Here is a 19962-nt window from a genome sequence, read left to right on the forward strand (position 1 = left end):
CATGATACTATCTATGGCATTAACCTAAAGCGAGGCTGGATCTTATGAACTTCATCTACAAACTATCATTTCAACAGAGAATATGGATGGCGTTTATCCTTGTCGTCTCCGTCGTCATCTTGGCTACCGGACTGCTGGCCTATCGGATAGCGGGCGGTATGGCCGAGCAGAACGCGGAGCGGCTTAGACAGGATATGCTAAGCAAAACCTCGCAAGCGCTTGACGAGAAGCTGAACAAAATCAAAACGTCGATCTTCTCTATGATGATGAATATGGACTATAGAAGAGCGGTAGGGCTGGAGCCAACATCGGACTTTCAAAACTATTACACGCATCTTTCGGCTCTTCAAACGGTGTTCATCCAGATGAAGCTGGTCGAGCCGCTGATCGATTCGATCATGGTGGCTACGCCGGAAGGGTCTTATTACGAGACGTCGAAAATCGGGCTGCCTCGGGAATCCTTTTATGATTCCTCTCTCTACGATAAGGTTGATGCAACGGAGGAGCGTCATATTGAGCTGTGGATCGGGCCGCACGAGGACCCTTTCTATAACGAGAAAGGAGACATTATTACGTTCCTGACGGAGGGGGCGATGAATGCCGCTTCCGAGAACAAATACGTGCTTGCGAACGTGAAGGTGACGGAGCTTACCCGTTATATTAACCGGGACTTAGGGTTTAACGAAGGACGGTTCATTCTGCTTTCCCGGGATGGAGAGATGATTTCTCCATCCAGCTCCGCTCTATTCCCGGATTTCGCGCAGCATGCCTCGGTGAGGCGAGCACTTCAAGAGAACGAAGGTAACTTCGCGTATCGCGCGGGCGAAAACGACTATTTCGTGAATTACAGGCAGCTCGAGTCGGCCGACAATTGGGTGTTGTTCAGCGTACTTCCGAAACAGAGTATTGCCCAGCAGCTGGGAAGTATTACGTGGGTCATTCTGGTGTTTATCCTCCTTACCCTTATTGTCTCGATCTTCTTCGCGCGTCTGCTCACCCGGCTGCTGCTTCGGCCGCTTACGAAGCTCCAGACCGTGATGAAGAAAGTCGAGCACAGCGACCTGGACGTTCGGTTCGAGAGCGAGTTTCAAGATGAAATTTCGCAGGTGGGCTTCCGATTCAACCGGATGCTGGACGAGATTAACCGGCTGTTTCATGAGGTAAAGGAAGCGGAGACGGAGAAGAGGAAATCCGAGCTGAAAGCGATGCAGGCTCAAATAGACCCTCACTTCCTTTATAACACGCTGAACACCATTTATTGGAAAAGTCAGCTGCAAGAGCACGAACATGTGCAGCAGATGGTGCTTTCCTTATCGAGGCTATTCCAGCTCGGTCTGAACAAAGGCAAAGAGATGACTTCCCTAAAGAATGAGATCACCCATGTGACGCAATATTTGAGCATTCAGAAGCAGTGTTACGTCTCCTTGTTCGATTATCGGGCGGATGTACAGGAAGGCCTTGATCTCTCACAGCCGGTATTAAAAATTTTGCTGCAGCCGCTCGTCGAAAATTCGATTCTGCACGGGTTTAAGGATCGGAAGGAAGGCGGATTCATTCATATTCATATTTACCAGGTCGAAGACCGGCTCGTGCTCGAGGTTGAAGATAACGGCGTTGGCTTTGAAGCCGCAAAAGAAGAGGATAGCTCGAAGCTAAGCGGCTATGCACTTCAGAACATCCAGAAGCGACTGGCGCTCCGGTACGGCAGCGACGCGGAGCTGGAACTGATCAGCATTCCGGGCATGCGAACCAAAGTAACCATTCGTATTCCATCACAATCGCTACTAAGCTGACTAGGAGTGGAACAGCATGAACACGAACAGTTGGAAGATGTGCGTCATTGACGACGTCGTCGCCGTAATCGACGGGATATCGAAAAGCGTGAAGTGGCAGGAGCATGATATACAACTGGCAGGTACGGCGACCGACGGCGAAGAAGGACTGAAGCTAATCGAAGAGGTGTCGCCGGATATTATTATTACCGATATTCGGATGCCGAAGCTGGACGGCATGACGTTAACGGAACAAGTGAAGTCCAGGCTTCCGAACAGCAAAATTATATTCATAACCGGGTTTACCGATTTCGAATATGCCCAGCAGGCTCTCAAGCTAGGCGCGTTTGATTTTTTGGCGAAGCCTTTTTCGCTGGACGAGATCGTGGAAGCTGTACTCAAAGCAAAGAACGTGCTGGAAAAAGAACGGAGAGAGGATCTCGAAAGGCTCGAGCTCGAGCAGAAGGTAAAGACGAGCCTGCCGATGCTCAGGCAGGAATATTTCCAGCTGGTGCTGCATCACCGCGGCGGCGAAGAGAACATATTGGAACGGTGGGATTTCCTTGAAATTCCGCTAGCCAAACAACATTTTATGGTCATGGTGCTGGAGATGGACGATTTCGCGGAGAAATGCGAGCATATTCCGATCCATCAGGCGGAATTACAACGATTCTCGCTGCAAAATATTGTGGAAGAGACGATCTCAGGTTATACGACAGGTATCGTCTTCCGGGAAACGATGAATCGATTTGTTGCCGTTTTTAATGAAAATGGGCAGTTCGACAGCTTGATGCTAGCAGAGAAGTGCTGTCAGAACATTGAACAATTTACGAGATTTACGGTTTCGATCGGCCTTGGGCTAAGGGTCACGATGATGAATGAAATTGCCAGCTCGTATGAACAAGCGGTAGCGGCTTTGTCTTATCATTTCTATACCGGCGGTAACGGCGTGTTCGGCTATCATGAAGTCAACACAAGCGAAATCAGGCGTCCGTATTGCTCGGCTGACATGGAGAAGGAGCTGCTGTACAGCATTCGCAGCGGCAACTCGCACAAAGCGTCCGAGCTATTCATGCGGATTTTTGCCGACTTTGCAGGCACAGACGATATGCCGGACCCGGAATATTTTATCAGCTTCTATTATGAGATGGCTTATATGATGATTCGCGTACTGCTCGAGATTGTATCTCATGAAGATGCCGCCGAGCTGGTGCGGAGCGTGCGCGAGCGGAACATGTCAGGCATAACGTCGCTGCGCAAGATGCAGGAGAAGCTGCTTCAGCTCTGCTGGAAGATCTGTGAGATGATTGAACGTTCGCGAGCCAGCGAAGCCTCCGTTATTATCGAGGAGTCCGTGCGTTACATCCGGGAGCATTTGCATGAAGAGCTGACGGTGCAGAATCAGGCAAGGCATGTTCATCTTAGCGGGAGCTATTATGCCAACCTGTTCAAAAAAACGATGGGTCTGCCCTTTGCGCAGTTCGTGACGCAAGAGCGGATGGAGCTCGCCAAGAAGATGCTGGTCGAGGGGCATCAGGTTCAGGAAATCGCGATTGCTACGGGTTACGGGGACCGTCGTTACTTTAGCGAGGTGTTCAAGAAGCATATAGGCATAACGCCTTCGGAGTTTAAGTTGAAGTATTTGCCGGAATGACGGCTGCTTGAATCACTATTTTACATACGGAGGGAATGAACTCATGTCGAACATTGGTGTCTGGGTAAATGCCGAGCCTGGGGTTAGGCGGAAAATATTGAACGCGGGCAAGCAGCTGATGATGATGGAGGTGCACTTCGAAGCGAATGCCGAAGGCTATAAGCACAGCCACCCGCATGAGCAGATGACTTATTGCATGCGAGGCTCCTTTGAATTCGAGGTCGATGGGGAGAAGCGTGTTCTCCATGCGGGAGACACGCTCTGCATTCCCGGCCATGCCGAGCATGGATGCCGCGCATTGGTAGCAGGCATATTGCTGGACTCGTTCACGCCGCTAAGGGAGGATCTGTTAAACGCAGAAATAACGCCATAAGGACGCTATTGGTTTAGAAGGAGGGGGAGAGCGGTGAACAAGTGGCGAAGGGGGAGGGCGAGAAGCAATGCCCGGCTTCATGAATTTGAACATGCGGTACAAAGACTGCGCTCGGAAGCGCAGGAAGCGCTACTAGTTCAGCATGGAGTGTCGAAGAACGAGCAAGGCAACTGGGGGCATTATTATCATTGCAGGCATGACGGTAATGCGTTGTCCTTTGAATGGTCGCGTCCGAAGGAACATCACTGTCCGCACTGCGGAGCGCTCTGGACGGGCGAGCCTTTCGATTCCGCATGGACCGCTCTGGCGCACAGCAAGCGCGGGCATTTGATGAAGATATTGGCGATCGAATTGGATCTGGAGCTCAATGAGCAAGCGCTTTCGCATTTGAAGTCCGCGTTTCTCGATTATGCGCGTTATTATTCGGGATTCCAGATTCATGGCGATATCCCGTACAACGGTCCCGGCAAGCTGTTCGCCCAGACATTGGACGAATCGCATTGGATTATGGATTTGGCGCTTGCCTATCAATGGGTAAGCGATCAATTCGAGCCGGAAGAACGGGAGTATATTATGCAGGGCTTGTTCCGCCCCTGCGCCGATTTCTTGATCGCCTACAAGGAGTATCAAATTCATAATCATGCGGTGCTGATTACTTCGGCCATTTCCATTCTCGGATTTATCCTAAGCGACACGAATATCCAGCGGGCGGGACTGGAAGGCGAATACGGGCTGTACGATCAGATCGCGAGAGGCATACTCCCGGAAGGCTTCTGGTATGAGGGCGCATTTACCTATCATTACTATGCGATGGAGCCGATCATTCAGTATGCGCTAACCGTCGAAGGATCGGACTGGGATATTCAGAGAATCCCCGCTGTGAATGATGCTTTGAAGCAGATGTTCGAATTCCCACTTCGCTTCCTGCTGCCGGGCGGCCTGTTCCCGTCGCCCAACGACGCGAGCAAAGTCGTTGGGATCGAATCGTACATCCATTTATATGAGTTTGCTGGAGATTGGTATGAGACTTATCAGGAGTTGTTGGCGGAGGTATATTCGGGAGAAAGGAGGCGGGATTCCTTATATGCGCTGATCTGCGGCCGGACGCTGGAGAGCTCGGCTGACGGGCAGTGGTGTTCGATTCCGAAGCTGGCATTCGAGTGGTCTTCTTCGGAGGGCTCCGGATTGACGAAGCTTGTAAACCGACAAGGCTATCATGTAACCATGAAGCATAGCCCGTTCGGCGGCGAGCATGATCATATGGATCGTCTCGGCCTCTCTTACGGCTTCGGGAGCGTGCCGATCCTTATCGATCCCGGGACGGTCGCGTATGCGGTGCCCGCGCACTATGACTGGTTCAAGCACACCTATTCGCATAACACCGTATGCCTGAACGGCACCGACCAGCCTCCCGCCGACTGCCGCTTCATTGCGTCCGGAGAGGAGCATTGGGGACAGTGGGCAGCTTCTTCGGTGTCCTGGAACGATGGGGATTATCGTATGAAAGGCAACATTATGTTGCCGGAGGAGAAGTGTACGTGGGACGAATCGGCGTATGACGGCTCGCGCGTGACGCGCACTGTTGCGTTGACGGAGCATGTGCTCCTCGATCTGATCAAGGTCAGCGCAAAGGAAGGGACGGAAGTCGATTTGCCTTATCATGTAAGCGGCTTAGCGGAGCTGACCGAGGAGTGGGAGAAGACGGATGACCGATTAAGCTTGCTTAATCAGGAGCTGTTCCAACATAAGCGCACACGGCGGTCGGCGGAGGTCGATCGTGTGAGCTGGACGGTGGGTGAGCTTCTTGTGGAGCAACGATTCTGGAGCTCCGAGCCTTGCAGCCTATACGCCGCGAGAACGCCGGATAATCCGCCTGACCGGGATCGCCATTCACTAATCCAGCGCCTGCGGATCGGCGCAGCCGGCGAGGTATGGATCATGAATGTCTTCGCTGCCGAATGTCCTGAGGATATCACTCTAACCGTGCGCAAGTCATCCGATCAATCCTTCGAACTGGCGATTGGAGGCGGATCGTTCGAACAACGATTTGTCGTCCGATGCTTGGGAGATCAAGTGGAACTGCATCATATCGAATAACGTTGACCGCGTTGTACTGTCAGAGATGGAAGAGTATGCACCATGAAGGCGAGCATGCTCTTTATCTTATATAAGCTTGAAAGCGCATTCCCAAATCGAAGCAGCTATGCCAATACGAATTACGGCCGGGATGGAAGGGAAGATTATGTCGTTCAACTCTTCGGAAGCCAGCACTAACCATCCGGAATTAATGATCATCCCTTATTAAAGATACGAAAGGTGAGCTAACACGATGTGGAATGAAGCGTTGTTGCATGCGGTGGAGAAAACAAAAGGCAATATAAAGAAGTTCGGAGATTTGTTTCCGTGGACCGGGATAGATGGCGGCGATTATAAGCGAAGCAACCACGAGGATTGGACGGAAGGCTTCTGGTCGGGCCTGCTGTGGCTTAGCTATGAGGCATCGGGAGATCAAGCGTTTCGCGAAGCTGCCATACGGACGGTTAATAGCTTCCGCAAGCGTTTGGTAGATTTCAAGGTGCTGGATCATCACGATATCGGCTTTCTCTACATGCCTTCGGCTGTAGCCTGGTGGATGCTGGAGGAAGCGGAAGAGGCGAAGCGACTGGGACTAGAGGCGGCGGAGATGCTGCTGAAGCGCTGGCGTCCGGCTGGCGGTTATATTCAGGCTTGGGGACACGCCCTCGACCCGCAGAACGGCGGCCGCATCATTATCGACTGTTTGCTTAATATCCCTCTATTATACTGGGCCTATGAGCAAACGGGAGATTCCCGCTATCTGGACACAGCTTTGGCTCATGCCGAGAAAAGTCGCAAGTTTCTCGTACGGGGAGACGATTCGTCCTATCATACTTTTTATTTCAAGCAGGAGACCGGTGAGCCTATAGGTGGAGGAACCCATCAAGGCTACACGGACGGCTCCACCTGGACGCGCGGACAGGCTTGGGGGATATACGGATTTATCCTCTCGTATCGCTACACGCAAAACCCGCTTTACTTGGAGACCTCTCGCAGAATGGCAGCCTACTTTATCGACCGCCTGCCGGAGGATCAGGTGACGTATTGGGATTTCGATGCGCCGGTGAAGGAAGGAACGCCAAGGGACAGTTCAGCTACGGCGATTGCTTGCTGTGGGATCCTGGAGTTGATTGATCATCTGCCGGAAAGGGACCCGGATCGTATCCGTTTCGAGTTGGCGGTTCATCGCTGTATGAAGTCGCTAACCGAGAATTATTTCACCGACGACGACCCGGAGGCAGAAGGTTTGCTGCGGCACGGCTCCTATCATGTACGCGGGGACATGTCGTCGGACGATTTTGTTATCTGGGGGGATTACTTCTACATGGAGGCGCTGATGAGGCTGGTCAAAGACGTACCAGGCTACTGGTATGAACGGAAAGCGTAAAATTTTTGTGTTAGGGAAATTTCGATTCAATGGCGAATCGCTCTCATCTAATGAATTCTATGACAATATGGAATTGTGAAAATAACCTGTCCCGTATCGCTAGTTATCTTATCTCTTAACTGAAGGAGGTAACCTGTTATGAAAAACAAGAATAGCAGTATGCAGGGGGGAGCTCTCGCGAAATCTGCCAGTCGGTTGCTGGCCGGTCTCCTGACGGCAGCGCTCGTGTTCGGGATGGTGCCGCCCGAGGTGGTCTCTGCAGCGGATGAACCGGAAGGAGAGGCGGCAGCGCCAATCGTCTTGATTGCCACGGATGATGCCCATATCTCCAGATTGAATTCGGGTACCAACTATGGCAACACGGCAAGCCTGGAAGTGACTCACGATGATCATCCCAGCAATGTGAGGCGTATATATTTGAAATTCAATCTTGACGGCATTGATCCGGACGACTTCCCATCGGGTATCCTGCGGCTCTATAACAACGATGACCCAATGATAATTACACGGTTACAAGTAGTCATTGTTGTACCTGTCTTTTAAAGTTATTTTAGCCCCAAAAACTAATCATGAGAATGCCTATTAAAATGATAACCGAGCACAATATGCGTAAAGTGCCTTGCTTCTCCTTGAGGACGGCAATGCCTAGAATCGTGGCAAATACGGTGCCTATTTCACGCACAGGGGAGATATGGGCAACGGGTGCGTACTTCATAGCGAAAAGGAACAATAAATACGATCCCGGATTGAGAATCGCTCCGAGCAAAATGATCCTGCTGTTCATTTTCCATTCCATGCGCAGTTGTTTAGAAGCGATAACGGTCGGTGTCAATGCTGCGACGAACCCGATATTGGTCACCTCAAGTAAAGAAATCGCTGAGATATGTTCAAGGTTGAGCTTATCCACGAAGACGTAGCAGGTCGTACATAAGCCAACACTAAGCGCCATAAGGAAAGATTTAACGGACCCTGTGGAAGCTGATCTTGATCTTGCGCTGGTGAAAAGGCCGCTGAGTGAAACGAAACCAATCACCATACAAAGCAGGCCTATCCAACCGTAGATCGATAAGGATTCACGAAGGAACAGAACACCAATAATGGGAATGAATAAGGTACTGGTGCCTCTCATAATCGGATAGATTTGCGACAGATCACCCATGTTGTAGGTACGTGCTAACAAGAGCGAATAAACGGCTTGCAAGCAGGCGGATAACAGCAGGAGGCCGTAGGACGATAAGGATAAGGGATGAAGCCATAATTCTCTTATTAAATAAGGAAGAAGGACGATGGTGGTTACCATAAGTATGGACCATAAGAAGACGCTTTTGTTATGACTGCTTTTGGTGAATAAACTCCAAACGGCATGCGCGAAGCCAGAAGCGATGACTAGCAGCGTTGCGACGATAATCAGACCATTACCTCCAAGCTTTCTGGATTAAGTGCCGGGGATGTGTTCAGGTTGCTGGGTAATGACCGTGCCGTCGGCAAGTCGCAGCCATGTCTCGAAGCTACGCTCGTCCTCTCGGAGTCGAATCATTCTTGCGCCTCGTTGAAAGCCCTCTTTACCATAGGTGTTATAGCCGCTGGCCCTGCCGTAACATAGACGAATCCCGTGCAGTTCACCCCAATAATCGTTGATATGATCATGGCCAACGAAGGTTCCTACGATATCGCCCATTTCTAGAATGGCTGCAAATAGGCCCGAGTTCACGCGGCTGCTGCAGACACTAGCCTCATAAAAGTGCCCATAACAGGTCTTGGAGTCCCACACCTCTTGATATTCGGGGAGGGGGATATGGAAGAAAGCGAGAGCAGGCAAAGGCCGTTCAGCAGAAGTATCTCGAATCTGTAGGGATTCTTTCTTGTACCATTCGATTTGATCGCTGCGAATCCAATCATAGCCATCAATATGGGGAACGGGTGAATAAGCACCTGAATCAAAGAAGTAAAGGTTAAATTTGCTTTGCCCTGCAGCATCTTGAATGGACAATCGGTAATTCCCTTCTCCGCTAACTTCTACCGGACCCCGCTGGGCAACCGTATGAGGATACTCCAGCACCGCATGGATGAGGTCTTCTCTCGTAATGATCGATTCCGTGTCATGATTGCCGAACACGATAGCCCATGGAATCCCGCGAATTTCTACGGAGTGGACAGCTTCTCGTAATGCTCCTAACGGATCCTCGCAAATGGGATCATCTGGGGCTACATCACCGGTATAGATGACATCACCCGTGAAAACAACAAGATCCGGCTGTTCAGCATCGAGGATATCTTCCATGAGACGGCGTGTCGTCTGATCCAGAATACCGTTATCTTTCCAATGTAAATCAGTGAATTGCGCGATCGTAAAAGTGTGATCCTCACGAAATACGAGTGAATGTGGCACGATAAGTCCTCCATTTTTGTATTGATTGTTGTAATTATGTGGTTTCGTGTTGTTATTGTGTTGTTTATTGACAATTGTAGCGCCGCTAGATTAGGCTGTCAACCAGCAATTCTAATAACGTTCGGCTTAGAAGAGGAATAGGCGTGCTGTTGGTTCTGTAAGAAATCAGTGACTCACGCAGATGAGTTGACATCCTGTACCCCTAACCCTACAATGATGAAAACAACACAAAACAACATTGATTAAATGAAATCAGTCAAGTAGGGAGGCTCCTGATGTCATTAACATATGAAGATCGCAGGATGACGATTCTGAATCATTTGGAAATGGAAGGGAAAGTGCAGGTGCTTCACCTGTCTGAGCTGCTTAGCGTTTCAACGGAAACGGTGCGGCGGGATTTGGATAGGCTGGAGAAGGAAGGCAAGCTTCGCAAGGTGTACGGAGGCGCGGTTAAAATGCGCATTGAGCTTGTCGAGCCGCCTTTTCTGAAGCGTACCCAAATGATGAAGGCAGAGAAAGCGTCCATTGGTAAGCTGGCGGCATCATTAATTGAAGACGGTGAAACGATCATGGTGGATAACGGAACGACGACAATTGAAATTTTGCCGCATTTAAAGGATCGAACGAACATTACCTTGATCACCCACTCGATCCCGGTTCTTAATGTAGCGATGGAATCGTTTCGTGGAACAATTATTTTTGCAGGCGGGGAAGTAAATCCAGAGTACCAAGCGACAACAGGCTCCCTCACCGATCAGATGCTCGATCGATTTAAAGTGAACAAAGCGTTTATTTCTGCAGGTGGCATTTCACTTGTAGACGGCATTACTGACTACCATTTAGCTGAAGCGACCATTTCGCGGAAAATGATGCAGCGGGCGGAGGAATCTATTCTGGTCGCGGATCACTCCAAATTCGGGATGTCCACGTTTGCAAGAGTATCGAGGCTGGAGGAGATTTCTATGCTGATCACAGACGCGGGCTGCCCTAAAGAATGGATAGATACGATGGAATCCCTTGGTATCGAGGTGCGAATTAGCGAGTAAGACGAGACCGCCTTGGATTGTTCCGAACTGGTCATGAGGTCAGAATGACTCTATATTTGCAAAATGTCATCGGGTCGTGTTCACAATGTCAAAATATTCGATAACACCAGGGAAGATTTAAAGGATTTGATCTCCATCGGCACCATTGGCCTTCGGGCAGTCAGTATACCTAGTATGAAGAAATACGAAGTTTGGGAAAAAAGACTCCTTAATTTGATGTTAAGGGGTCCACGACGTTTGTCCGGCTAACGGATCCAAAAACAAATCAAGGAAAGATTATCACAACCGAATTCCTTCTAAAATGCGCTGAGCCGCCATACAGAGCTCCACTTGTCGGAAGCCGAGGCCTTGGACGTTCTTCAGAGGGCCGCTTATTGTGGAGTGTACCCAATCGGGAAAGCGATGGACGGCGTATTTATCGATTCCCTTGGCCGAGGCCAGCGCCTCCGCCAAACGGACGATAAAGGTGATGGAGGAGGAGTCAGCAGGGAGGCGCATGCTGCCTGACAACCTTGGCACGATGACCCTGCTCCACAGCTCCCGGGCAGGAATGCCGCTCGCGCCGAGCATGCGGCCGAGCGCAAGCAGCTTGGCATCGGGGAGTGTACCCAGCATCTCGTCACACGTCTCTTCGGTTAGGCCGCCTATATCAATGCAGTAAGTGCGGCCTTGCAAGCCCCTCAGTTGTCGGAGCGCGTCATAATAACCCATGCTCATGCTGCGGCGAATCGCTTCGGGGTTAAAACTCATTGTACCGCCCAGCGGCTCGGAAGGCGAGATCGTCGTAATCGTGAGGCCAGGATAGCGGATTTTGCGCGTCACGCCGAGCCCGAGCGTTCGCACTGCGACGATGCTCGTATTTCCTTTGCGAGCGAGCATGTTGATCGGACAATTGTCATACAGCCCACCGTCGATAAAAGCTTTATCGTCGATGAACGTCGTCTGAAAGCCGGGATAAGCGGCGCTGGCCATCAGATAGTCCAGTACACGCCCCTGCGGAATATCCTCCTTGTAAAGCTCGAGTGGCGCCCGATCGCTCAAGGAGACCGTCACCAGACCGAAGTCCACAGCGGCAGCCCGCAGTCGGCTTTCATCGATGAGGGATTCGATGAACCGGCGCAATCTTCGCGTGTCCATACCCCTGTCCGCGATAAGTCTATTGGTGCGCGCGGCCAAGTGTCGTAAGGCGGCCGTATCGAGCTTTCGTCGCATCAGCAAGCGGTATTCTTCGTCGCTTATGTCGAAGATCGATCGAGCGTCCAGCCGCTCCCAGACCTGATACCCGATCTCGAAATCCCCTTGTGCGATGACGGCTCCGTTCAGGGCGCCGATCGAGGTGCCGGCTATGGCGTTGAAGGTTTGGCTGGTCTCCCGGTAGGCTTTTACCACTCCCATATGGTAAGCGCCTTTGGCGCCGCCCCCTTCAAGCGCCAACGCCAGCTTGCTTGTATTCGTTGCTGTCACGACTTCCGAACCTCCTTCATTACTCGCTTGGACGTTTAAAAACTTTAAAGTAGGCGCCTATATTCCGTGAAGGAAAGTTAAGTATATTATAACGCGCGGTCTATTCGTGTGTACAATATCGCAACGCTAATCAACCTATTATTTTCGAAGCAGGAGAAGAATGGAAGCGAGCCAATTTGGCATGCTGATGACGGATAAACGCGCCAAGTGGGAAGTGGTGGTACGCATAAAAACCATGGTTACATCGGGTTGTGTTCACAACCTCCAAAAATTCGACAATACAGGCGAGGATCTCGAGGACCTGATCTCCATTGGCACAATCGGCCTCATCAAAGCGATCGAAAGCTTCCAGACCGGCAAGGGCACGAAGCTGGCGACGTTCGCGGCTCGCTGTATTGAGAACGAAATCCTTATGCGTTTGCGTTCCTTGAAGAAAACACGTAAGGACGTTTCCCTGCATGACCCGATCGGTACGGACAAGGAAGGTAATGAAATTACGCTTATAGATATCCTCGGCACGGAGGCCGAGGATATTGTCGATAAGGTGCAGCTGAAGATTGAGAAAAGTAAAATATATAAAAACTTAGATATTCTTGATGAGCGTAAGAAGGAAGTCGTTATTGGGCGATTTGGGCTCGAGCATGGCGGGGATGAACGGACGCAGCGGGAGCTTGCGAAGGAACTTGGTATTTCGAGGAGTTATGTCTCACGGATTGGGAAGAGGGCAATCATGAAGCTTTACCATGAGTTTTATAAATCCAAACGTTAGATAATGTGCAGTTACAAGACGGACGTGAATTGGAGCTTTTTTAACTATCCGACGATTGACCCGGAACACTTAATAAAAATCTTTATCATATTCAGGATCGATTTGTGTTAATGAATTACTTGAAACTGATTTCAGATGGATCAATAAGAATAAAATACGGCGATTGTGAATTATGAAAAACTTCACAGAGGAAACTCCGCGGAGGTTTTCCTCGTCTTAAATGGTGCTGCATGCAGCTCTTTTAACATTTCAAATATCCGCTTTCGTTTCGGATAGATTAACCTATCCCAAGAATTACGAAGGACGCTTCTCGACTTCTTGCACATGTTATACAGTTCGCCAAAGGCAAGTTGTTAAGCAACGAGAAACGAAACCTATTAACGATACTCGTTGAATACTAATAGGATTCGCGTAATAAGGTGTCCTTATTATGCTATTTTATGACCAAAAAATCGAGGTATGTTTGTTATTCTTGAACTAGAATGTTAGATGGATGCGTACAGCAGAGGAGTAATAGGGATTGTCAGTCACAACTTTGGAGCACGTTAGTTATTCAAAGAAAAATCGGGCAAATGCCGACCAGCAGCGGCCAGTTTCCGGCTTATACCAACAAGCGAATTAAATAAGTGTAATTTATCTGAGGAGCGTGAGAAAATGACAATCGAAAAGACCTACCTTTATTGGGATTTCAATGCGCCTCTCGAGGACCGTGTGAACGACTTGATTGCCCAACTGACACTGGATGAGAAAATCGGGCTTATGCCACAGTACCAGATTGCAATAGAGCGTCTGGGTGTGCAGGCGTACAAGCATGGCACGGAGGCGGCACACGGTATGGCTTGGCTCGGGGAGGCGACGAGTTATCCTCAGCCGATCGGTCTCGCTTGTACCTGGGATAGCGAGTTGCTTAAGAGAGTCGGCGGCGCAATAGGGGACGAAGCTCGCGGCTTTTACAAGCGGAATCCGAATCTTAACGGCTTGACGCTATGGGCGCCGACGGTCGACATGGAGCGAGACCCTCGGTGGGGCCGGACGGAAGAAGCATATGGCGAGGATCCGGTTTTGGCCGGCAAACTTACCGCCGCGCTCGCGCAAGGCATTCAGGGGGATCATCCTTTTTACTTGAAGGCCGTTGCCACGCTGAAGCATTTTATCGGTAACAATAATGAGGCAGGAAGAGGAGACTCATCTGTCAGCCTCGATCCGCGCAACCTGCGCGAGTATTACTTGAAGGCGTTCGAGATCCCGTTCAAAGAAGGCGGAGCCTTGTCGATGATGACGGCATACAATGCGATTAACGGAGTGCCGGCGAACCTAAGCCAGCTCGTGATCGACATCGTTAAACGCGAATGGGGAATGAACGGCTTTGTCGTTAGCGATGCTTTCGACGTAACGGGTACGGTGCGGGATCATCATTATGTAGAGACGGTGAAGGAAGCGGTGGCCCGTTCGATTCGGGACGGCGGAATCGACAGTATTACGGACGAAGCAGCAGTAGTGACGGAAGCGATCCGCGAGGCGTTAAAGGACGGGCTATTGACAGAAAATGATCTGGATACCGCGCTTCGGAACACATTTCGCGTCCGTTTCCGGCTTGGGGAGTTCGACCCGCCTGAGCGGAATCCGTATGCTGCGATCGACGAATCGGCGATCCTCCACCCAGAGCACGCGGAGCTCGCGAGGGAGGCGGTGCAGAAAGCTGTCGTACTGCTCAAGAACGATGGGCAGACGCTGCCGCTGCAGGCTGCAAAGCTAAGCAAGGTTGCCGTCATCGGCCCGCTTGCCGATGTCGTTTATCGCGATTGGTACAGCGGCACATTGCCATATGCGGTTACCCCGCTGCAGGGAATCCGCGAGAGGCTAGCGGCGGAAGGGAAAGGCGCCGAAACGTCATACTCCGTCGGCACTGATCGCGTGCGCATTAAGGCTGTTCGCAACGGGCGATATGTCCGGCTCAGCGACGAATCAAAGGCCCCTCTCGCCGCTCGCGCCGAGAGGCCGGAAGAAGGCGACATTTTCGAGATATCGGACTGGGGCTGTGGTAGCCATACATTAATTGCGTTGCGTAATAGCCTCTATGTGACAACGGACGACAAGAACCTGCAAGCGTCGGCTCTTCGGATTTGGGAGTGGTTTACGAAAGAAGTGTTCCAGATACGACCTGTAGATCAGGGCAGTTCGCTAGTTACCGCCTCGACCTGGAACGGAACGCCTGTAACGGTTGATGATGAGACAGGTGTACTGCTTGTCGGAGACGGTCTGGCGGCTGAGACCGCGAACGATATTAACGTCGGAGGCGCTGCGGAGGCGGGGATTTCGGTTGCTCAAACGCATGCCGACACGTTCGAGTTTGAACGCGTGTCGAGCGGCTTGGGCGAGGCTGTCGAATCGGCTCGCGGCGCCGATGCGGCGATCGTGTTCGTCGGCAATCATCCCCTGATCAACGGCAAGGAGACGATGGATCGGCCCGACATCACGCTGTCAGAATCGCAGGAAAAGCTGGCGCTTGCGGTAATCGAAGAGAACCCGAACACGATTGTTGTGGTCGTCGGCAGCTACCCGTTCGCCTTGAACGCTTTACAGGAGAAGGCGAAGGCGATTATCTACACGTCCCATGCGGGTCAGGAGATCGGCCGTGCTGTTGCGGATGTTCTGTTCGGCGATGTCAATCCCGCAGGCCGAGTGAACATGACCTGGTACAAGTCCGTCGATCAGCTTCCGCCATTCATGGACTACGACATCATCCGTGGCGGCCGAACGTATCAATATTTTGAAGGCGAACCGCTATATCCGTTTGGACACGGCCTTTCGTACAGCGAATTCCGTTACGAAGCCTTGCAATTGTCGCCGAACCGCGTTGTGGCCGGGACAGATACGGCAGCCCAGGTTTCCTGCCGTGTGACGAACATAAGCGACTGTGAGGGTGAAGAGGTCGTGCAGCTTTATGTTCGTGCAGACAAATCCCGGGTCAAGCGCCCGCGCCTTCAGCTGGCGGACTTCAAACGTATCGCTTTGGCTCCGGGAGAGTCTGCGGAGGTGACGTTCCAACTGCAGCTCGAATCGCTGGCCATCTGGGACGTAACACGGGACCGATTCTGCTTGGAAAGTGGAACGTACACGGTCATGTTCGGCGCTTCCTCCGCCGATTTGCGGCTTGAAGGCCGCCTTACAGTCGCCGGGGAGACGATTCCGCCGCGTGACCTCACGAGGGTGACTCGGGCTGCAAACTACGATGCGTACCAAGGCATTCATCTCGGTGAATGCGTCGAAGGCGGAAGCGCCGCAGCCGTAAACGGCGATAGGGGCTGGCTTGCGTTCTGTGACGCAGATCTAGGTGCAGGTATCTCCGCGGTCGAGCTGCGTGCCGCCGCCACGGAGAATGCAGCGGTTGAAGTTCGGTTGGATGGACCGGACGGTCCAATCGCAGGTAAGTGCAAGATTTTGGCTGGCGGAGAACAGGACTGGCGGAGCCTCACTTGTGGGCTGACGGGCGCCTCAGGTCGTCATGACGTATACCTAGTCTTGGATGGGCCAGTGTCTCTCAGTTGGTTCCGAATGATAGCCGATTAAGTTGAATAACCATTCACCAATAAATCAAGCACCCCTAGTTATGGGTGTACTCGATTAGGTGATGCAAACATAGTGTAACCGGAAAACCTGTTCAGGGCAGTCATGATGCAGGTGCTGGGTTTTGATTCGGTCACCCGCAGCCCCTTACAGTAAGTTCCTAATAGAAGGAACTTACTGTAAGGGGAGCTCTAAAACTGATTAAACCCTTGCTGCAGTCGCTCGATCAAATGCTTAGCGTGCTTGTAATAATCAAGGCTATTATTTACCTGCTTCTTAGCAAGTACACTATGGAGCAGCCCCCAGGAGCATTCCCGTAACATATTCATATACTTCATATCTTGAAAGATCGCATATTGCTCCTCTTCATAGTAGCCGAAGTACGATTGCAACCAATCTTTCTCTTGCTGTACGGTAAATCGATTTGAGAATGGTATCGCTGCGAGATCGAAAAAGATGTCGCCTACCCCGGATGCCGGTCATGGATTACGTCCGCGACCTACATACATCGGCGATTTTCACCCCGGCACTTGACGATTAAGCACTTGGGCCAGATTTGGACGTGTATTGAGAGCGGTAGGGGGAGCGTTTATTCACAATCAGAGCCCTTCTACTTTGAATTAATAAAGGAAGATATTGCAACAGAATGGTATTGTGAGGTCGATATTTATATTCCTGTGTCTTAAACTAAATATTCCCGTTGGGCTCTAAATGGGCGCCCCGGTATATGTTTTTATTGACAACGTATACCGAGGCGCCTTGTATTTTTGTAACATAAACCTAATATAAAAATCACTGATTCAGTCTAAAGGCCTTGGGGGATAGTCCGTAGGCTTTGGAAAACTGACGAGTGAAATAATTGCTATCGTTAAATCCGCAATCGTATGAGATTTTTGTGATGGGGAGTCCGCTTTGCCTGAGCAGCATACGCGCGCGCTCCAAACGAAGTCGCTGCAGGTATGAAATAGGAGTCGTCTGATAATAAGATTGAAAAATCCGATTCAGATGCCGAACCGAAATATTGGATCTGGCCGCGATTTCCTCCAGAGTAAGAGGCTCAAGATAATGATCTTCAATGTAGGAGAGCGCATTCGCAAGATGCATCAGATTGCTGTCCATGCCATTCTCCTGATTGTCATACTGTCTGGACAAATAGACGACAAGCTCCATAAACCGGGAAATGAGCATCGTCTGATAGCCCTGATGCTTGTCGTTATATTCGTTGATCATGTCGGAGATAATCGATGCGACGTGTTCCATGCTTGGAATCGACAAACTAAGCCCGCTTTGAAAAGAATGAATATTGCGATAAAACGGCTCTAAAACAAAAAGTGCCTGAAAGCCGTTGGAGGTGCATAAATCCGGACCGGCGCTCCGAAGTATTTCGGGACGGAACATAATATTGCAAATTTTAAATTCATGAGGATTTTGGTAAGCATGGGAGGTAGGTCCGTTAATGACAAATACGTTCCCCTTTTTAATAAAATAAGTTTCAGAATTGACGATATGCGTAGCGTTCCCGTTCAATACAATCGCGAGTTCGGTGAAGCCATCATGCTTATGAAGAGGCGTACCCTCTTTGTGCCCGCCATATTGAATAAAAAACGGAAATTGCTCGTCATTGGTAAACCAGTTCAAATAAACGGTGATCAAGATATCGCCCTCCACTAATGGATGCATAGGATTAGTTGCTGCAGAGATAGGAGCTCCACATTGTGTAAACATACGGCTCTCCGGTTTCCGGATTGATCATGGACCTGACGAGCGTACTGTTGTTGATTTGGTTTCCTCCATCCGAGAACTTCCCGCCGCCGTATTCGTCAGGAATATTGACGGAGTTGGTGACCGCTTGGTATCCGAATTCGATTAAGGTCGGCTTGCCATCCTGGATATCCCAGGTCAAGCCCTTCGGACCTGCTGTGGCTTCCTGAACGCCCTCCGGCGAGTACAGCCAGTTCATGAATTGCATCACGCTCCCCCCGCCCGATTGATTTGACATCATAACAACAACTCCTCGCAGGTGATAAATGTATGCGGTAACAATTTTATTGTAACCGCGTACAATTTCTGATCATACAACCAAAAACGTACTAAAAAACATACTAAAAATCGTTATTCTAGAAACTACGGGCTTGCGGATGGACGTTATGATTGTGGACGACCAATCGTTGCAATTGAAATATTATTTTTAATAGAGTATTTTTACGGTATAATTTTGACAGGGATTATAGTTTTGTCTCATTCGTAAGATTTGTGTTGTAAGCGCCGCCAAGGATTTACTCAAGCATTCGGAAGGAGATTTAGAATGGGAAGCAAGATCCTCGCCGCGGTTAGGAAAACGAATAATATCCGACTCAAGAACAAAATGATCATTTCCATCGTGATAGTGGTGTTCATCCCGGTTCTTCTCGTGGGCATTATCTTAACGGCTTCCTACCGCCAGAACGTACTAGACCAGGCTACACAGCAAACCATGAACAACGTGGATAAGATCAAGAAGCATGTAACGGACATTCTTCGGATGCCGATTGAAATATCGAACAAAATGCAAGTCGACGACAGGTTATCTAATTTGGTTAATTCCCGTTATGAGACCAAATTCGACATGGTCACAGCATATTGGGATTTTCGCTATTTCCGGGATTACGTGCAGCTATACAAGGAAATTCATAACATTCGCTTCTATACAGACCCTCCGATGCCGATGAGCAACTGGGACTTACTAAGCGCAGATGAGTCTGTCAAAAACTCGGATTGGTATCAGGAGGCGTTGGACAAATCCAGTTCGTCCATCAGTTGGCATTACATCCCTGACGAGACGAAGGAAAATCAACCTTATCTCAGCCACGTTCGCAGGATTGATTTTCCGCTGCATCGTTCCTACGGAGTACTGGTCATCAATTTGGACCAGGATGAACTTAATGGGATTCTAAGCGAGGAACCGTTCGATACGATGATTTTCGATTCGAAGGGCGTAATTGTCGCTGCCAAACAGCCGCAGTGGGTCGGCCGGAACATCGACAGCATGAATTTCGCCAAGGATCTAAGCGATAAACCGTCTGGCGCTTATGAGTTTAATTATGAGGGGAAGCCCTCGAAGATTGTGGTGGAGGAGGTGGTTCCGCCATATAGTCGGAACGGGCTCAAAGTCGTTTCGGTCTTTACGATCGACAGCATCGTGAGCGACGCAAACCGGGTCAGCAGACTGGGGTTCACTATCATTGCGGCCAGTTTGTCCATCGCATTCGTTCTAATCTACTTCACCTCCTCCTTTTTGTCCCGCAGACTGCTTCTGCTTAACAGGGTGTTGAGCAAAGTCTCCATGGGCAATCTGAACGTGAAGTCGGATGTAGATGGAAACGATGAGATCGGCTTGTTATCCAAACAGTTCAACCATATGCTGGCCAGCATCCGGAGCCTAATGGAAGAAGTGAGCGAGTCCCAAATGCAGAAGAACTTGCTGGA

General features: G+C 50.3%; 16 protein-coding genes and 1 pseudogene. 11 read left to right on the forward strand and 6 right to left on the reverse strand.

Translation table 11 applies throughout. The annotated features are described in order from the left end of the window. Window positions 1–44 precede the first annotated feature (44 nt). The 6 genes from J2T14_RS17995 to J2T14_RS18020 all read left to right on the forward strand — a co-directional run bounded on the left by J2T14_RS17995 (window position 45) and on the right by J2T14_RS18020 (window position 7805). Window positions 45–1793, forward strand: a complete 1749-nt coding sequence (locus tag J2T14_RS17995; protein WP_307472903.1) for a sensor histidine kinase — start codon at window positions 45–47, stop codon at window positions 1791–1793. A 16-nt stretch (window positions 1794–1809) separates the two neighbouring features. After that, window positions 1810–3426: a response regulator gene (locus tag J2T14_RS18000; protein WP_307472905.1), complete on the forward strand. Its 1617-nt coding sequence runs from the start codon at window positions 1810–1812 to the stop codon at window positions 3424–3426. A 43-nt stretch (window positions 3427–3469) separates the two neighbouring features. Then, on the forward strand, window positions 3470–3799 hold the full coding sequence (locus tag J2T14_RS18005) for a cupin domain-containing protein (RefSeq protein ID WP_307472907.1): 330 nt from the start codon (window positions 3470–3472) through the stop codon (window positions 3797–3799). A 33-nt stretch (window positions 3800–3832) separates the two neighbouring features. Next, the gene (locus J2T14_RS18010) at window positions 3833–5896 is read left to right on the forward strand and encodes a heparinase II/III domain-containing protein (RefSeq protein WP_307472909.1); all 2064 of its coding nucleotides are present in this window, start codon (window positions 3833–3835) and stop codon (window positions 5894–5896) included. Between the two features lie 232 nt (window positions 5897–6128). Beyond that, window positions 6129–7262 (forward strand): glycoside hydrolase family 88 protein, encoded by a 1134-nt coding sequence (locus J2T14_RS18015; protein ID WP_307472911.1) that lies wholly within the window; start codon window positions 6129–6131, stop codon window positions 7260–7262. A 138-nt stretch (window positions 7263–7400) separates the two neighbouring features. After that, a complete protein-coding gene (locus tag J2T14_RS18020; RefSeq protein WP_307472913.1) occupies window positions 7401–7805 on the forward strand; it encodes a CBM96 family carbohydrate-binding protein in 405 nt (134 codons plus the stop codon). Between the two features lie 7 nt (window positions 7806–7812). Here the strand turns inward: J2T14_RS18020 and J2T14_RS18025 are convergent, their stop codons facing one another. Together J2T14_RS18025 and J2T14_RS18030 are read right to left on the reverse strand one after the other, a co-directional pair. After that, the gene (locus tag J2T14_RS18025; RefSeq protein ID WP_307472957.1) at window positions 7813–8673 is read right to left on the reverse strand and encodes a DMT family transporter; all 861 of its coding nucleotides are present in this window, start codon (window positions 8671–8673) and stop codon (window positions 7813–7815) included. Window positions 8674–8697: 24 nt separating this feature from the next. After that, on the reverse strand, window positions 8698–9651 hold the full coding sequence (locus J2T14_RS18030) for a metallophosphoesterase family protein (RefSeq protein ID WP_307472917.1): 954 nt from the start codon (window positions 9649–9651) through the stop codon (window positions 8698–8700). A 275-nt stretch (window positions 9652–9926) separates the two neighbouring features. Here J2T14_RS18030 and J2T14_RS18035 point away from each other — a divergent pair, with 275 nt between their 5' ends. Both J2T14_RS18035 and J2T14_RS18040 read left to right on the forward strand, forming a co-directional pair. Next, window positions 9927–10697: a DeoR/GlpR family DNA-binding transcription regulator gene (locus J2T14_RS18035; protein WP_307199854.1), complete on the forward strand. Its 771-nt coding sequence runs from the start codon at window positions 9927–9929 to the stop codon at window positions 10695–10697. A gap of 63 nt (window positions 10698–10760) precedes the next feature. Continuing rightward, window positions 10761–10850, forward strand: a pseudogene (locus tag J2T14_RS18040) (flagellar biosynthesis protein FliA); the annotation flags it as partial. 126 nt (window positions 10851–10976) lie between these two features. Here the strand turns inward: J2T14_RS18040 and J2T14_RS18045 are convergent. Then, a complete protein-coding gene (locus J2T14_RS18045) occupies window positions 10977–12161 on the reverse strand; it encodes a patatin-like phospholipase family protein (RefSeq protein WP_307472919.1) in 1185 nt (394 codons plus the stop codon). A gap of 235 nt (window positions 12162–12396) precedes the next feature. On the opposite strand from J2T14_RS18045, the gene sigK reads away from it, so the two are divergent. Next, entirely contained in the window at window positions 12397–12930 is a 534-nt protein-coding gene (gene sigK, locus J2T14_RS18050; RefSeq protein ID WP_307472960.1) for an RNA polymerase sporulation sigma factor SigK, read from the forward strand. A 654-nt stretch (window positions 12931–13584) separates the two neighbouring features. Further along, window positions 13585–16500 (forward strand): glycoside hydrolase family 3 protein, encoded by a 2916-nt coding sequence (locus J2T14_RS18055; RefSeq protein WP_307472921.1) that lies wholly within the window; start codon window positions 13585–13587, stop codon window positions 16498–16500. 188 nt (window positions 16501–16688) lie between these two features. Here J2T14_RS18055 and J2T14_RS18060 read toward each other — a convergent pair whose 3' ends face one another. The 3 genes from J2T14_RS18060 to J2T14_RS18070 all read right to left on the reverse strand — a co-directional run bounded on the left by J2T14_RS18060 (window position 16689) and on the right by J2T14_RS18070 (window position 18499). Continuing rightward, on the reverse strand, window positions 16689–16889 hold the full coding sequence (locus J2T14_RS18060; RefSeq protein ID WP_307472923.1) for a hypothetical protein: 201 nt from the start codon (window positions 16887–16889) through the stop codon (window positions 16689–16691). Between the two features lie 400 nt (window positions 16890–17289). Continuing rightward, window positions 17290–18150, reverse strand: a complete 861-nt coding sequence (locus J2T14_RS18065; RefSeq protein ID WP_307199846.1) for a helix-turn-helix domain-containing protein — start codon at window positions 18148–18150, stop codon at window positions 17290–17292. A 31-nt stretch (window positions 18151–18181) separates the two neighbouring features. Then, window positions 18182–18499, reverse strand: a complete 318-nt coding sequence (locus J2T14_RS18070) for a hypothetical protein (RefSeq protein WP_307472925.1) — start codon at window positions 18497–18499, stop codon at window positions 18182–18184. A gap of 303 nt (window positions 18500–18802) precedes the next feature. On the opposite strand from J2T14_RS18070, the gene J2T14_RS18075 reads away from it, so the two are divergent. After that, window positions 18803–19962 (forward strand): sensor histidine kinase (locus J2T14_RS18075; protein ID WP_307472927.1); only part of this gene is annotated, 1160 nt, incomplete at its 3' end.

Source organism: Paenibacillus harenae, assembly GCF_030812415.1.
Taxonomy (GTDB): domain Bacteria; phylum Bacillota; class Bacilli; order Paenibacillales; family Paenibacillaceae; genus Pristimantibacillus; species Pristimantibacillus harenae_A.

Bases quoted from the DNA above. Each gene is read 5' to 3' on its own strand.
- J2T14_RS17995 (WP_307472903.1), top strand. From the start codon at position 45: ATGAACTTCATCTACAAACTATCATTTCAACAGAGAATATGGATGGCG.
- J2T14_RS18000 (WP_307472905.1), top strand. From the start codon at position 1,810: ATGAACACGAACAGTTGGAAGATGTGCGTCATTGACGACGTCGTCGCC.
- J2T14_RS18005 (WP_307472907.1), top strand. From the start codon at position 3,470: ATGTCGAACATTGGTGTCTGGGTAAATGCCGAGCCTGGGGTTAGGCGG.
- J2T14_RS18015 (WP_307472911.1), top strand. From the start codon at position 6,129: ATGTGGAATGAAGCGTTGTTGCATGCGGTGGAGAAAACAAAAGGCAAT.
- J2T14_RS18020 (WP_307472913.1), top strand. From the start codon at position 7,401: ATGAAAAACAAGAATAGCAGTATGCAGGGGGGAGCTCTCGCGAAATCT.
- J2T14_RS18035 (WP_307199854.1), top strand. From the start codon at position 9,927: ATGTCATTAACATATGAAGATCGCAGGATGACGATTCTGAATCATTTG.
- sigK (WP_307472960.1), top strand. From the start codon at position 12,397: ATGGTTACATCGGGTTGTGTTCACAACCTCCAAAAATTCGACAATACA.
- J2T14_RS18055 (WP_307472921.1), top strand. From the start codon at position 13,585: ATGACAATCGAAAAGACCTACCTTTATTGGGATTTCAATGCGCCTCTC.
- J2T14_RS18070 (WP_307472925.1), bottom strand. From the start codon at position 18,499: ATGATGTCAAATCAATCGGGCGGGGGGAGCGTGATGCAATTCATGAAC.